The organism is Amycolatopsis sp. NPDC004079 (genome assembly GCF_040610415.1).
Classification (GTDB): domain Bacteria; phylum Actinomycetota; class Actinomycetes; order Mycobacteriales; family Pseudonocardiaceae; genus Amycolatopsis; species Amycolatopsis halotolerans.
This window is the reverse complement of the sequence record NZ_JBEXMH010000011.1, coordinates 20029-33809: the sequence shown is the minus strand read 5'-3', so window position 1 is coordinate 33809 and position 13781 is coordinate 20029. Positions and strand designations below refer to the sequence as shown.

Annotated in this window: 14 protein-coding genes; 5 read left to right on the top strand and 9 right to left on the bottom strand. The window is 69.1% G+C overall.

The features are described 5' to 3' along the window. Positions 1-21: 21 nt before the first annotated feature. Positions 22-1716 carry an adenine deaminase C-terminal domain-containing protein gene (locus ABZX37_RS14340; RefSeq protein ID WP_354739468.1) on the bottom strand — a complete coding sequence of 565 codons (1695 nt, stop codon included), beginning with the start codon at positions 1714-1716 and terminating at the stop codon, positions 22-24. 190 nt (positions 1717-1906) lie between these two features. Between ABZX37_RS14340 and ABZX37_RS14335 the strand changes: the two genes are divergently transcribed. Next, positions 1907-2815: a LysR family transcriptional regulator gene (locus ABZX37_RS14335; protein WP_354739466.1), complete on the top strand. Its 909-nt coding sequence runs from the start codon at positions 1907-1909 to the stop codon at positions 2813-2815. Positions 2816-2818: 3 nt separating this feature from the next. Here ABZX37_RS14335 and ABZX37_RS14330 read toward each other — a convergent pair whose 3' ends face one another. Both ABZX37_RS14330 and ABZX37_RS14325 read right to left on the bottom strand, forming a co-directional pair. Continuing rightward, a complete protein-coding gene (locus tag ABZX37_RS14330; RefSeq protein WP_354739464.1) occupies positions 2819-3172 on the bottom strand; it encodes a hypothetical protein in 354 nt (117 codons plus the stop codon). Between the two features lie 40 nt (positions 3173-3212). Further along, on the bottom strand, positions 3213-3653 hold the full coding sequence (locus ABZX37_RS14325) for a hypothetical protein (protein WP_354739462.1): 441 nt from the start codon (positions 3651-3653) through the stop codon (positions 3213-3215). Between the two features lie 161 nt (positions 3654-3814). On the opposite strand from ABZX37_RS14325, the gene ABZX37_RS14320 reads away from it, so the two are divergent. Beyond that, a complete protein-coding gene (locus ABZX37_RS14320) occupies positions 3815-4198 on the top strand; it encodes a hypothetical protein (RefSeq protein ID WP_037816084.1) in 384 nt (127 codons plus the stop codon). A 36-nt stretch (positions 4199-4234) separates the two neighbouring features. Next, a complete protein-coding gene (gene hisS, locus ABZX37_RS14315; protein WP_354739460.1) occupies positions 4235-5530 on the top strand; it encodes a histidine--tRNA ligase in 1296 nt (431 codons plus the stop codon). A 453-nt stretch (positions 5531-5983) separates the two neighbouring features. Here the strand turns inward: hisS and ABZX37_RS14310 are convergent, their stop codons facing one another. Beyond that, on the bottom strand, positions 5984-6433 hold the full coding sequence (locus tag ABZX37_RS14310) for an NAD(P)H-dependent oxidoreductase (RefSeq protein ID WP_354739458.1): 450 nt from the start codon (positions 6431-6433) through the stop codon (positions 5984-5986). Between the two features lie 10 nt (positions 6434-6443). After that, positions 6444-8072, bottom strand: coding sequence for a phospho-sugar mutase (locus tag ABZX37_RS14305; RefSeq protein WP_354739457.1), 1629 nt, complete (start codon positions 8070-8072; stop codon positions 6444-6446). 57 nt (positions 8073-8129) lie between these two features. On the opposite strand from ABZX37_RS14305, the gene ABZX37_RS14300 reads away from it, so the two are divergent. Next, entirely contained in the window at positions 8130-9281 is a 1152-nt protein-coding gene (locus ABZX37_RS14300) for a glycosyltransferase (protein ID WP_354739455.1), read from the top strand. 102 nt (positions 9282-9383) lie between these two features. Here ABZX37_RS14300 and ABZX37_RS14295 read toward each other — a convergent pair whose 3' ends face one another. The 3 genes from ABZX37_RS14295 to ABZX37_RS14285 are packed head-to-tail and all read right to left on the bottom strand — an operon-like array spanning position 9384 to position 11568. Beyond that, positions 9384-10169 carry a purine-nucleoside phosphorylase gene (locus ABZX37_RS14295; RefSeq protein WP_354739453.1) on the bottom strand — a complete coding sequence of 262 codons (786 nt, stop codon included), beginning with the start codon at positions 10167-10169 and terminating at the stop codon, positions 9384-9386. After that, positions 10166-10594, bottom strand: a complete 429-nt coding sequence (locus ABZX37_RS14290) for an ABA4-like family protein (protein ID WP_354739451.1) — start codon at positions 10592-10594, stop codon at positions 10166-10168. Before ABZX37_RS14290 ends, ABZX37_RS14295 begins: the two co-directional genes overlap by 4 nt. Continuing rightward, positions 10591-11568: a hypothetical protein gene (locus tag ABZX37_RS14285; protein WP_354739449.1), complete on the bottom strand. Its 978-nt coding sequence runs from the start codon at positions 11566-11568 to the stop codon at positions 10591-10593. The genes ABZX37_RS14290 and ABZX37_RS14285 overlap by 4 nt, the downstream gene beginning before the upstream one ends. 115 nt (positions 11569-11683) lie before the next feature. Between ABZX37_RS14285 and ABZX37_RS14280 the strand changes: the two genes are divergently transcribed. Beyond that, entirely contained in the window at positions 11684-12304 is a 621-nt protein-coding gene (locus ABZX37_RS14280; protein ID WP_354739734.1) for a MerR family transcriptional regulator, read from the top strand. 40 nt (positions 12305-12344) lie between these two features. On the opposite strand, the gene ABZX37_RS14275 is transcribed toward ABZX37_RS14280, so the two are convergent. Further along, positions 12345-13751 carry an FAD-dependent monooxygenase gene (locus ABZX37_RS14275; protein ID WP_354739447.1) on the bottom strand — a complete coding sequence of 469 codons (1407 nt, stop codon included), beginning with the start codon at positions 13749-13751 and terminating at the stop codon, positions 12345-12347. Positions 13752-13781: the final 30 nt, after the last annotated feature.

Sequence of the window (13781 nt, the reverse complement as noted above, 5' to 3'; positions counted from 1 at the left end):
CCGCGACCTCCTCGTTGAGGGTTACTTCATGAATCCGAAACGGTCGAGCGAGATGAACAGGGTCAGGAGTTTGTTGACGACGGGCTCGCCCTCGTTGCGGTTGCCCAGTTTCTCGAGCGCGGCGTCGACCGAGCGGGTCGCGTCGACGAGTTCGGCGAGGTTCATGTCAGCCATCACGCCGTAGAATTCCAAGGGCAGACAGGCTTTCGTCTCGCCGTCCTCGGTCACGATGCAGCCGCCGACCAGGGTGTCCAACTGCTTGAGGTTGGCGTACATTTCCGCGCTGTCGCTGCCGACGCTCACGAAGTACGCCGACGGGGCGGGCCAGAACGTCGACACCGCACCGCGGTCGATCGAGACGCCCTTGAACAACCCAGTGACGATGTGCCGCTTTCCGTCGGCGTAACGCTGCACGACCGAGATCCGGTTGAGCCGCTCGCCTTCGTGCTCGGGCACGACCGCGCCGTCGCGGAACGGCACCCAGATTTCTTGGGCGAACTTGAGATGTCCGCGCCCGTAGACGTCGAAAAGCAGCACCTTCGCCCGGTTGCCTTCGGGAGAAATTTCGAGCGGCGTCAGGTCGAGTTGCTCGGCGGTCAGCTCGGCGATGCCCGGCTTCGGTTCCTTGGCCAGGCTGGAGTAATCGATGCCGACTCGGTTGAGCAGCTTGCGGTCGCGTGCGACGAGTTCGCCGCCCTTGAACACGTACCGCGGGTTGATCTTCGCGAGGCTGTCGGTGAGGACGATGTCGGCGAAGCGACCCGGGCTGAGCGAACCGAGATCGCGGTCCTTGCGGAACGAGCGGGCGGCGTACAGCGTGCCCATTTTGATCGCCTTGATCGGCGGCATTCCCATTTCGATGGCCAGCGAGATCACCCAGTCGATATGGCCCTGCCGCAGGACGCGGTCCACCGAAATGTTGTCCGCGCAAAGCTGGAAGTTCTCCGCGGGCCAGCGCCGCTTCACGATGGCGCGCAACATGGTCCGGATGACTTCCGGACTTCCGACGCCGAACTTGATCTGCGTGTTCAGCCCGTAGCGGACGCTCTTTTCGATGTCGTCCTCGTTCCAGACGTCGTGATTGTTGTCGACGCCGATCGCGGGCATGTAGTTCAGCAGCATGTCCGACAGCGCCGTGACGCCCCAGTGGCAGTTCACGAAACCGGAATTCGCCCGGCCCAGCGCGGACTTGCGGAAGTCGTCGGCGTCCCCGGTCATGTAGGACAGGTGAGCCAGTTCGCCCAGCCCGATCACCGGATCCATCTTCAGCATGGCCTCGGTGACGTCGGTCGAGGTCTTCTTCCCCGGCGCGAACGCGTAAAGCCGATACGGCAGCTTTTCGTGGTCGGCAAACAACGTCTGGACGGCTTCCACCGCCTCGTCCCCGGCCGCGCTGGCGAAGTCCAGGGTTTCCCCGAACACCGTGGTCGTTCCACTCGGGACGATCGCCTCCCCGAACGCGGCCGGATGCGCGAGCTGCGATTCGAAATGCAGATGCGCGTCGATCAACCCGGGGATCGCGTAAAGCCCTTCGCCGTCGAAGACCTCGCGCACCCGCACGACCGACTCGTCGGGGTTCAGCGCGACGATCCGCTGCCGGTAAACGAGAAGCGAGCCGGGATAGACACTTTCCGTGTGCACGTCGACGATGTGGAGATTGCGCAGCAGCAGGTCCGCCTCCTGCTCGCCGGAGAGGATCCCGAAGATCGTCCGCACGTGATCTTCTTGCGCGGCAACGTCTTCGGCCGGGATCGGGGGATACGTCGTCGGATCCTGCACAGTGTCCTCGCTTCGCTGTCGTTGGTGCACTGATAGAACCCGCCGCATACCGTTGCTGACAAGCATTCATTTTCGTACGACGTGTACTCTTTTTTCGTACGCTAAGGAGGGCTAGGGAGGTTCACCCGTGCTCCACTCGCGGTTGCTGCAGTACATCGACGAAGTGGCGCGCCTCGGCTCCATCCGCGCGGCCGGCGCGCGGCTGCACGTCGCGCCGTCGGCGATCAACCGGCAGATCCTGCTGCTGGAAGCGGAACTCGGCCAGCCGCTGTTCGACCGCCTGCCGCGCGGGATGCGCCCGACACCGGCCGGGGAGGCGCTGCTCGCGCATGTCCGGCGCACGCTGCAGCAGTACCGCGAGACCGTCGCGGACATCCGCGACCTGCACGCGCTCGGCAGCGGCGAGGTCGTGATCGCCACGATGACCGGCCTGGCCAGCAGTGTCGTCGCCACCGCCGCGGCGGCGTTCCGGGCGCGACATCCGCGAGTCCGGATCTCGATCCGCACGATGACGACGCAGGACATCCTGCACGCGGTCGAGGCCAGCGAAGCCGATCTCGGACTCGGCTTCAACGTCCCGCCGTCGGCGCACCTCGAGGTCTGCTGGCAGATGAACACCCGGCTCGGCGTGGTCGTCGCCCCGCACCATCCGCTCGCCGGCGCGGACCCGATCCCGCTCGCGCAGTGCCCGCCCTACCCGCTGATCTTCGCCGACCGCTCGATGGTCATCCACGGCATCGTCGCGGAAGCCTTCGCCAAAGCCGGTCTCGACATCGAACCGGCCTTCCACACCAACTCGATCGAGACGATGAAACGACTCGCGGCCTCCGGCGACGCCATCGCGTTCCTCAGCGAATTCGACATCGCCGAGGAGATCCGCGACGGCCGCCTCGTCTTCCGCCCGGTCCGCGACGCGTTCAGCAACAACGTGGTTTCGTTGGTGCGGCGGGAAAAGCACGGCCACGGACTGGCGAGTTTGTTGCTGGCCGAGGACATCGTGGGCGCGCTGGCCCACGCGCAGACTCCGCGGCCGTAGGGCTCAGTCGGTGAGACTGTCCGTCGGCAGCAACGCCCGCAGCCGCCGAGTCGTCGCCTCATATTCGACGTAAGCGCGCGAGTTATCCGGCCCTCCGGCGGCCATCAGCTCGTCGTGCGCGATCGCCTGTTCCGCGATCACCGACGCGAGCAGCACCAGAAACCGGGCCGAACGCTCGGAACGGACCGCCATCTCGGCGGAACCCGGCAGACCCCGCTCGGCGAACCCCTCGAACACCGCAGTGTTCTCGCGCTGCTTCTCCGCCAGCAACCGGCAGGTCGCCGATTGCTGGCGGAGTTGGTCGGCATAAGCCACCTGCGGCGAAGCGGCATCCCCGGGCTGGCTCACGCCCGACATGATGCCCGTTCCCCGCCGCGGGCAGCCACTGGCTCGGTTCCTAGAGCACGACCACCGCGAACACCTCGGAGGTGGCGGTGGCGAACAGGGCGGTTTCGGGGTGGAAGACCCGCAGCGTCAGCGTCCCGGAGACGTTCAGCCGGAGGCCGAGGTCGAAGTCGTTGTCCGGCAAGCACGAGGCGGAGGCGAGGTTCACCCAGACCCCGGCCTGGGTTTCTTCCTGCAGGTACAGGATCTCGTCGTCGGCGCGGCCCGCCGGTCCGGTCGCCACGTGCCCGTGGATCCGGATCTGCTCTCCCTTGTGCACCCTGGACTTGACCGGCCCGGCCTTGATGTGGACCGGCTTCTTCTTCGCCGCCTGGTGCGTGGCCGGTGCCGCGGGGGCGGCCTGAGCGGGCAAGGAGGTCAGGCAGAGGCCGCTGAGGGCGAGGGACAAGGCGAGACCGGCCCATCGGGCGGGGCGCCGCATCGAGGTAGTCATGAACTTCACCGCAGTCCACTGCCGCTCGCGCCGCTGCCCAATTCCCTCGACGGTCGGGGGACAGCCACCGGCAAGAGGGAAGGCGTGACCGGCGGAAGAAGTTTCGTGACAGTGTTTTAAAAACGGTGTTATGGTCGCTTCCGCACCCCAAGGAGGCGACCATGCACGGCCCAGTCCAGTTGTTCACCGTCATCGCGCTCGTATCGCTGCCGACCGTCATGTACGGCGGCTACGCGCTCAGCGGCGTCCTGCGCCGCGGCGACCTCACCGAGAAGCAGCGCGGGTTCTTCCGCGCCGGACACGCGCACGCCGGCGTGCTGCTCGTCCTCACGCTCGCCGCGTTGCAGCTGGTCGAGCACGGCGGGCTCGGCGACACCGCGCGCTGGATCGTCTGCTTCCTGCTGCTGTTCGGCGTGCTCGCGCAGTCCGGCGGGTTCTTCCTCGCGATGCTGCGCACCCGCGTCGGCATGAGCGTCACCACCGGCGGCGCGGTGCTGCTCGGCGCGGCCATGCTGCTCACCGCCTACGGCGTCGCGTTCCCCTGACGAAATGGCTGGCGCCGGGTCGTTAAGCTGGATGACGTGCCTGAATACCTGTCAACTGCGCCTGTCAAGGGGACCCGAGACTTCCTCCCCGCCGAAATGTCCGTCCGTACGCAGGTGTTCGGCCATCTCTACGACGTGCTGGAGCGCTACGGCTACCTCCGCTACGACGGCCCGGTCCTGGAGCAGGCGGAGGTCTACGAGCGGAAGTCCGGCCAGGAGATCGCCGACCAGCAGCTGTACACGCTCACCACGCGCGGCGGCGAGCGGCTCGCGCTGCGCCCGGAGATGACGCCCTCGGTGGCCCGGATGATCGCCGGCCACGCGAAATCGCTGTCGTTCCCGGTGCGCTGGTACAGCCACCCGAACTGCCACCGCTACGAGCGCCCGCAGCGCGGCCGCGTCCGCGAGCACTGGCAGATCAACGCCGACATCTTCGGTTCGGAAAGCGCGAACTGCGAGATTGAGATGTTCGAGCTGATCCACGACCTGATGGGCGCGGTCGGCGCGAGCCCGGACATGTTCGCGGTGCGCGTCAACGACCGGAATCTGCTGTCGTCGGCGCTGACCGACGTCGTCGGCATCTCGCCGGACCACCTGCCGCAGGTGTTCGCGCTCGTCGATCGGTGGGAGAAGACCTCGGCCGAGGAGCACGCGGCCAGCGCGGCCGAGATCGGGTTGTCGGACAAGCAGTACGAGAAGCTCGCCGAGGCGCTCAGCGCGGGCCCGGCGCTGCTCGACGAACTGCCCGCGGAGGTCAAGGCCGAGTCGAACCTGGTCAAGGTGCTCTCCAGCAGCGCGGCGAGCCTGGTCCGGTACGAGCCGCTGATCGTGCGCGGGCTGGCGTACTACACGTCGACCGTGTTCGAGGTCTTCGACACCTCGCCGCAGAACCGCCGCGCGCTGTTCGGCGGCGGCCGGTACAGCAACCTCGCCTCGATGTTCACCAAGGAGCAGATCTCCGGCATCGGGTTCGGCATGGGCGACGTGACGCTGATGGACTTCCTCGACACGCACGGCCTCACGCCGCAGCCGCGCAGCGAGGTCGACGTCACCGTCATCCCGGTCATCGAGGACCTGGCGGACCCGGCCCGCGACGTCGCGACGACGCTGCGGAAGGCGGGCCTGCGCACGTCGACCCCGCTGGAACTGCGCAAACTGGGCAAGGAGCTCACTCGCGCGGACAAGGCGGGCGCGGTCGCGGTCGTCATCGTGGGCGAGGAGGACTGGGCGGCGGGCCGGGTGACGGTCCGGAGCCTGGCCACCCGCGAGCAGCAGCAGGTCGCGCTGGCCGACGTGCCGGCGGCGGTGCGGGCGATGGTCTCGCCTGCCTGATTTCGCCGAGACGGGCGTCGGTCTCCGGACCGGCGCCCGTCTTGTTTATCCGTCGAGCGGCGGATCCGGTGCGGTTTCGTCACTCACGGCAGTCGGTCGCCGCTGAATCGGCCACTCGACTGGACGCTCCACAATGGACAGTCAAGATCGCCGCGCTCGCCCCGGGCGCGAGGGTCGATGGTCCACTGACTGGGACGACAGCCGGGCCAGATCCAGGTTTCTCCGGCTTTGCGGGCCTGGTCGGCGCCCTCGGAGTTGATTCGAGCACGCTTGGTTGTCATTGCAGGGTCGTCATGATCGGTTCTTTGTAGTACCCTTGCGTAGTCGAGGTTGATCGCCTTCGTTGCGAACCCTTGACTTGGCCTGTTGCCGGAGGTCGACCCCCAGGGCTTCCGGTGACAGGCCTCTTTACTTTCCCCGCACCGGCTTTCGGCCCCGCTCAGCGGCCGCCGCTCACATGAGCGTCGCGGCAAGGGTTCCGCCGAGTTCGGTCACCGCTTCCAGCGCGGCTTTGTCCGGTTCGCCCGTCACGAGCACGGGCTCGGCCACCCGGGTCCAGCCGAGCCCGGTCGTGATCGCGTCGAGTTGCCGCACGGTCCCGGACGTGTCGTTGTTGCCGTGCACGTACGCCCCGAACGGACGGCCTTTCGTCGCGTCCAGGCACGGGTAGTACACGGTGTCGAAGAAATGTTTCAACGCACCGCTCATGCTGCCGAGGTTCGCCGGCGTGCCCAGGAGGTAGCCGTCCGCGGCCAGCACGTCGGCCACTGTCGCGCCGAGCGCGGGACGGCGGACGACGTCGACGCCTTCGATGTCCGGATGGTTCGCGCCGGCGAGCGCGGCCTCGAACATCGCCTGCATCGACGGCGACGGCGTGTGGTGCACGATCAGCAACGTGGGCATGGTTCTCCCGTCAGCGCAGCAGCGCGGTGATCTCCTCGCGGACCGCGTCGAGAACTTCCGTCGCGCTGCGCCGCGCGTCGGCGAGCTCCCCGGTCACCGGAGCCACCACTTGCAGGTACGCCTTCAGTTTCGGTTCCGTGCCGGACGGCCGCACTACGACACGCACGCCGTCGCCGCTCAGCCGGAGCACGTCGGCGTCCGGCAGGAGGTCTTCGAGCGTCACCGGCACGCCGCCGAGAGAGGCGGGCGGGTTCGCGCGCACCGAGGCCATGAGACGGCCGCGCACGGCGAGATCGGTGACCCGCAACGAGACCTGGTCGGTGAGGTGCACGCCGTGCCGGGTCGCGATGTCGTCGAGGACGTCCAGCAGGGTGCGGCCTTCCGCCTTGAGCGTGGCCGCCAGGTCCGCGCCCGCGACCGCGGCGGAGATGCCGTCCTTGTCGCGAACAAAACTCGGGTTCACGCACAGTCCGAGGGCTTCCTCGTACGCGAACACCAGACCGTCGCCAGCGCGGACCAGCCATTTGAACCCGGTGAGCGTTTCCGCGTAGCGCGCGCCCTTTTCCTTCGCCACTTCGCCGAGCAGCGACGAGGACACGATCGTGGTGGCCACCAACGGATCTGGATTGTCCGTTGTGGACAGAACGTGCGCCCCGAGCAGGACGCCGGTCTCGTCGCCGCGCAGCATCCGCCAGCCGTCGGGGCCGCGGACGCCGAGCGCGCACCGGTCGGCGTCCGGGTCGAGCGCCACCGCGAGGTCGGCGTCCACTTCGGACGCCAGCGCCAGCAGGAGGTCGGTCGCTCCGGGTTCCTCGGGGTTGGGGAACGAGACGGTGGGGAAGTCGGCGTCCGGTTCGGACTGGGCGGAAACCAGGTGTACATCGGTGAATCCGGCCCGTGAAAGCGCGGCCCGCAGGGTCTCCGCGCCGACGCCGTGCAGCGCGGTCGCGGCGATCCGCAGCTCGCGTGTCGTGCCGCGCGGCAGTGCGCCGACCGCGGAAAGGTACGCCTCGCGCGGGTCGACAACTTCGGCGCCGGGCTTGCGCGGAATGCTCCGAGTGGCCGGGGCGGACTGGATCGCGCGTTCGATTTCGCCGTCGGACGGCGGCACGATCTGTCCGCCGGTGGCGTCGTAGAGCTTGTACCCGTTGTCCGCGGGCGGGTTGTGCGACGCGGTGATCTGGATTCCGGCGACCGCGCCGTAGTGCAGCACCGAGAACGCCAGCACCGGCGTCGGCAACGGCTGCGGCAGCACCTTCACCGCGAATCCGGCGGCAGTCAGCACTTCGGCCGCCGCGGTGGCGAACGCCTCCGAACCGTGCCGGGCGTCGCGGCCGACCACGACCACGCCGCCCGCGTGCCCCTGCGCTGCGAGCCACGCGGCGACGCCCGCGGTGGTCCGCGTGACGACTGCGACGTTCATCCCGTTCGGACCCGCGCGCACCGGCCCGCGCAGCCCCGCGGTCCCGAACTCCAGCGGCCCGGCCATCCGGTCGGCGATCTCCTCGGCCGCGCCGGGCTCCTTGCCCATCGCGCGGGCGAGAACGGCGGTCAGTTCCTCGCGCGACGCCGGATCCGGGTCGTCGGTGATCCAGCGGTAGACGGAATCGCGCAGGCGGGAATCGAGGCTGTCGGACACCCGGGCCAGCTTACGCGGATCCGGAAACTGGGTGGTGCCTGGCGATACGCTCGAGCGGTGCGCATACTTTTCACTTCCCTCGCGTCTTACGGACACCTCTATCCGTTGCTGCCGCTGGCCGTCGCCGCGCGCGCCGCGGGCCACGACGTGGTTTATGCGACCGCCCCCGACTTCCATCCGACGCTCGAGAAGGCAGGCCTCGAAACCGCCGCCGCCGGGCTGACCCTGCAGGAGGCGTTCGGCCGCCTGTTCACCGGAGACACCCGCGGCCGCCACGAGGTCCCGGAAGCCGAGTTGAACGAGGCGATCGGCAAGGGGTTCGGCCGGCTGCTGCCCACCGAGTTCATGACCGACCTCGCCCCGGTGCTCGCCGAGCGGAAACCGGACCTGGTCGTGTACGAAATGGGCAATCCGGGCGGCGCGTTCGCCGCGCACCGGGCCGGGATCCCCGCGATGGCACACGGATTCGGCCGGGTTTCGGCCGGTGGCCTGGTGGAGCACATCGCCGAGCGAATCGGCGAGTTCGCCGCCGAACTCGGGCTCGCCGGCGACAGCAGGCTCTTCTGGGGCCATCCGTTCGTGGACATCTGCCCGCCGTCGGTGCAGGCGCCCGAGTTCGTCGCCGGGGCGCGGCGCGTGCCGCTGCGTCCGGTCGGCTGGAGCGAACCGGGCGAGCTGCCGTCCGGCATCGAAGGCCGCGACCGCAGCCGTCCTCTGGTGTATCTGACGCTCGGCACCACCGGAGCGAGCCAGGCGCATCTGCTGACGGCGGCGTTGCGGGGCCTGGCCGCGCTCGATGTGGACGTGCTGGTGGCGACCGGTCCGTCCGTCGACGTCGAGGCGCTCGGCGAGGTGCCGTCGAATGTGCGGCTGGAGGCGTGGGTTCCGCAGTCGGAACTGCTGCCGCACGTCGATCTGGTGGCGCACCACGGCGGAAGCGGGACCACGCTGGGCGCGTTCGCCGCGGGGGTGCCGCAGCTGGTGCTGCCGCAGGGCGCGGACCAGTTCACCAACGCCGACGCGGTGGTCGAGGCCGGTGCGGGAGCGAAGCTCCTCGGCGACGAACTGACGACGGACGCGGTTCGGGAGACCGCTGGCCGGTTGCTGTCGGACAGCACGGTGGCGGACGTCGTGCGCGCGCTGGCGGCGGAGGTCGCGGGGATGCCTTCGCCGGAAGAAGTAGTCGCGCAGCTGCCGCAATACGTGTGAGCTGCTTGCGCCCCAATGTGGCGTTGGGTGCGTGGGACGCACCGAACGCCACATTGGGTGCGTGGGACGCACCCAATGCCACATTGGGGCGCTCGCCGGAACTCACGCGCGTGCGACGAGTTCCTTCAGCAGCGAGCCCATCCGCGTCGCCGACTGCCGCCCGGCCTCGAGGACTTCCTCGTGGTTGAGCGGTTCGCCGGTCATGCCCGCGGCCAGGTTCGTGACCAGCGACAGCCCGAACACCTCGAGCCCGGCCGCGCGGGCGGCGATCGCCTCCAGCACGGTCGACATGCCGACCAGGTCCGCGCCCATGGTGCGCAGCATCCGGATCTCGGCGGGCGTCTCGAAGTGCGGTCCGGGCAGGCCCGCGTACACGCCCTCCTCCAGCGAATCGTCGATCTCCCGCGCCAGGTCGCGCAGCCGCTTGGCGTAGAGATCGGTGAGGTCGACGAAGTTCGCGCCGACGATCGGGGAGCGCGCGGTCAGGTTGAGGTGGTCGGAGATCAGCACCGGCTGTCCGACGCTCATGCCCTCCCGCAGCCCGCCCGCCGCGTTGGTGAGCAGCACGGTCCGCGCGCCCGCCGCCGCGGCCGTGCGCACGTTCTGCACAACCGGGTCGATGCCCTTGCCCTCGTAGTAATGCGTGCGGCCGAGCAGGACCAGCGCGCGTTTCTCGCCGATCCGCAGGGACCGCACCGTGCCGCCGTGGCCGACGGCTCCGGGCGGGGTGAAGCCCGGCAGTTCGCCGAACGGGATCTCCGCGTCGGCGGTCCCGATCACGTCCGCGGCCGGACGCCATCCCGAACCCAGCACCACGGCGATGTCGTGCTTCTCGACGCCGGTGCGCTCGGCGATGACGGCCGCGGCCGCCTCCTCCAGGTTGCTCATGCCGCCGAGCGTATCCGGGCACTGCGCACGACGAGGAACGCGACCAGGCCGAACGGCGACAGGAAGATCGTCAGCAGGAGCAGCGGGCTGAGCACCCACCACGGGATCCGGTGCGTGCGCGCCTCGAAAAACATCCAGCGTGCGATGAACAGGTCGAACGCGATGAGGTGCGCCCAGACCAGCGCGGCCCCGTACGGCGTGCTCAGAAACCCTTGCAGCACCCCGAGATCTGGCCGTTGCATGGCGTGCCACAGCTCCCCGAAGTGCGGGATGGCCAGCACGAAGTACCAGACCAGCGGCAGCAGCGGCACCCACGGCGAGGCCAGGATCCGGCGGGTGCCGCGCCAGCCGGGCAGGAAGATCATCAGTGCCCAGAACGGCACCGCGACCGGGAACGTCCAGGCGAAGACGGTCAGGTCGCTCACCGGACCGCCTTGCGGACCGGCACCAGCACCGACGCCGCGACAGCCGCCGCGACGACGCCGACCAGCAGGCCGGCCGCGGCCAGCGTCGTGCCGCTCGGGTAGATGAGCGGCTCGCCGCGTTCGGCCTGCCACAGGATCAGCCCGACGAGACCCGCGTAGCCGATCGAACCCGTCCACACCAGCCGCACGCGCACCGCGCTCTCGCGCAGCCGGGGCAGTCGCGTGGCGAGCACCGCGAGTCCGAAAGCCAAGAGCGGCAACGCTTGCAGCCCGTGCAGGCCGATGAAGTGCGCGATGCGCAGGTCGCCGCCGGTGGTGCTCCAGCCGAGCAGCGGAAGACCGGGGCCGCCGTCCGCGACGCCGACGCTGTGCGCGCCGATGAGGTCGGAATGGCCGGTGGCCTTGATCGTGGCCCGCTCGATCGGAGTCGGCTGGGTCATGGTCGCGCCGAGACCGGCGCCGATCAGCGCGACGACCGCGCCGGTGCGCACCGCCCAGTACACCGCGCGGTCCTCGATCCGGGTGAACATGAGCACGACGGTGCCCACGAGCGTGGCGAGCCAGAGCGCCGCCACCATCACGCCCATCGCCTGGAACAGCGCGGCGTCGAACGGGGACGTGTTCGCGAAGTGGCTCGGCCGGGCGCGGGCCGCCTGGAAGGCCATCGCCACGTATTCGGCGGCGAACAGCACGACGGCGACGGTCGTGGCGACGCTCGCGACCTTGCGCAACCGGCCGCGCAGCAGCGAAACGAGCCAGCTCCAGGTGAAGAAGTAGAGCCCGCCGGACACGGCGAACTTGAACGGCTTCGCCCACACCGGCGAGCCGAGCAGGGTCCGGTGGTCGATCAGCATCGCCGCGATGGAAAGCACGGTCGCGACGGCCATCGCCCCGGCGAACCACAGCGAAGGCCGGTGCCAGGTCCGCATCCGTGCGGTGTTCAGCGTCGCGGGCGGGTCGACAGTGGTGGTCATGAGGTTCCTCCCAGCATGGATAGTGCTGCTCTCCACTATGGGAAGTTAAACTATCCATCCTGAGATGTCCTCAGGGTTTTCCCGGAAGTCCGGAAGTAGGGTCGAGTGGGTGCGGATGGCAGAGCTGAGCGCCGAGTCCGGGATCCCGGTGGCGACGATCAAGTACTACCTGCGGGAGGGGCTGCTCCCGGCCGGCGAGCGGACCAGCCCGAACCAGGCGCGCTACGGCGAGGAGCACGTGCGGCGGCTGAAGCTGATCCGCGCGCTGGTCGAGGTCGGCGGGCTGTCGGTGGCGACCGTGCGGGAAGTCGTGGCCGCGGTCGATTCAGATCGGGCCGCGTACAACGTGCTGGGGGTCGCGCAGCGGGCGCTGACCGTGTTCAAGGCCGAGGTTCCCGCTGATGACCGGGAGTGGGCGATGGGGTTGCTGACCTCGATCGCCAAGGAGCACGGGTGGAAATTCGGGCCGGACAATCCGGCGGCGGATTTGCTGGTGGGGACTCTCTGCACGATCCGGGCGCTGGGGCACCAGGCGTTGCTCGATCAGCTCGGGCGGTACGCGGAGATCGCCGATCGGATCGCTGAGGCCGACTTGGACACCCTTGAGGCGGGGGTGTCGATGGACCGGATCGTCGAGGCCACGGTGGTGGGGACGGTGCTGGGGGATCGGCTGTTCGAGGGGTTGCGGAGGCTGGCGCAGGCCGCGGAGACCGCGCGGCGGTATACGGAGGGGTGAGCGCGGTCCCCGGGAAGGCTTTCCCGGGGACCGCTTGTGGTCAGGCCAAGGGCAATTCGGCCATCGCGTTCGCCAACTGTCCGGCGGTGTCTCCGGCGGCCCAGACGTGTCCGTCCGGGCGTATCAGCACGGTGGACGTCGGCCAGGGCAGTTCGGTTTCGTACAGCTGGAGGTCCGCATTCGCGGCCAGGTCCTTCAGCTCCGGGCTGGCTTCCTTGGCGAGCAGCACCGGACGGCCTTCGCGTAGCAGGTGCAGTTGCTCGCGGGTGGCCGGGAAGCGCTGGCCTGTCAGGGGACTGTTGCCCGGGTAGCGCACGTCCAGTGCGGTGACCGTGTTGGCCAATGCGGTCGCTACGTCGGGATGGGTGCGCAGCAGGTCCGTCATGAACCGGCGCAGAGACTGGCCTTCCTCGGTGGTGGCGGTGATCAGGGCGGTCTGGGCCTTGGTGTGTTCGCCGAGTGCGACGCCGACGGGGTGGCGTTCCGGGTGGTAGGTGTCGAGTAGTGCGGGGTCCGCGTGGCCTCGCTGGACTGCGGCGAGCTTCCAGCCCAGGTTCATCGCGTCCTGGAGGCCTACGTTCAGTCCGACGCCGCCTGCCGGGAAATGTCTGTGCGCGGCGTCGCCTGCCAGGAACACCCGGCCTTTTCGGTACTCCGCCGCGAGCCGGGTGGCGTTGCCGAAGCGGGACAGCCATACCGGGGAGTGCGGGCCGAAATCTGTACCCGCGATCAGGTTTGCCGTCTCCCGCAGGGATTCCAGGGTCGGGCTGGGGTCGGACGGCGCGGAGCCGGTGACGCGCCACAGCCCGCCGGGGAGCGGGGCCACGATCAGCGCGCCGTGTTCGTTGTGCCAGTAGCCGGGTCCCTCCGGCGGGTCGGTCAGCTCGACGTCGCCGAGGAATCCGAAGACGGTCGAGTCGGTGCCGGGGAAGTCGATGCCTGCCGCGTGGCGGATGGTGCTGCCCGCGCCGTCTGTTCCGACGACGTAGTCCGCGGTGATCTCGTACTCCCCGTCTGGCCCGATGACCTGCAGTGTCACGCCGTGGTCGGCTTGGCTCAGCCCGGATACCCGGTGTCCGCGCCGGAGTATCGCGCCCTGGGCCAGTGCGTGTTGTTCGAGGAGTTCTTCGGTGCGCAGTTGCGGGTGAGCGAGTTGGAATGGGAACGGCGTGGCCAGGTCTCGGAAGTCCAGGCGGGCGGGCAGCATGCCGAAGTGCCCGTTCGGCAGGGACAGTCCGCCGTCGAGGAAGGCTTGTTCTTGTTCGCGCATCGCGAGGACTTCGATGGTGCGCGGGTGGATGGCCAGCGCTTTCGAGTGCGGGCTGCGGTGTTCGGCCTGTTCCAGAACTAGGGGATGGCTGCCGCCTAGGGCCAGCTCGGCTGCGGTCCACAGGCCTACTGGGCCTGCTCCGACGACGATGGTGTCGGGTGCGTGCACAGTGCTCACTTCTCTCTCAATTGAGGTGTGACGTGGTTG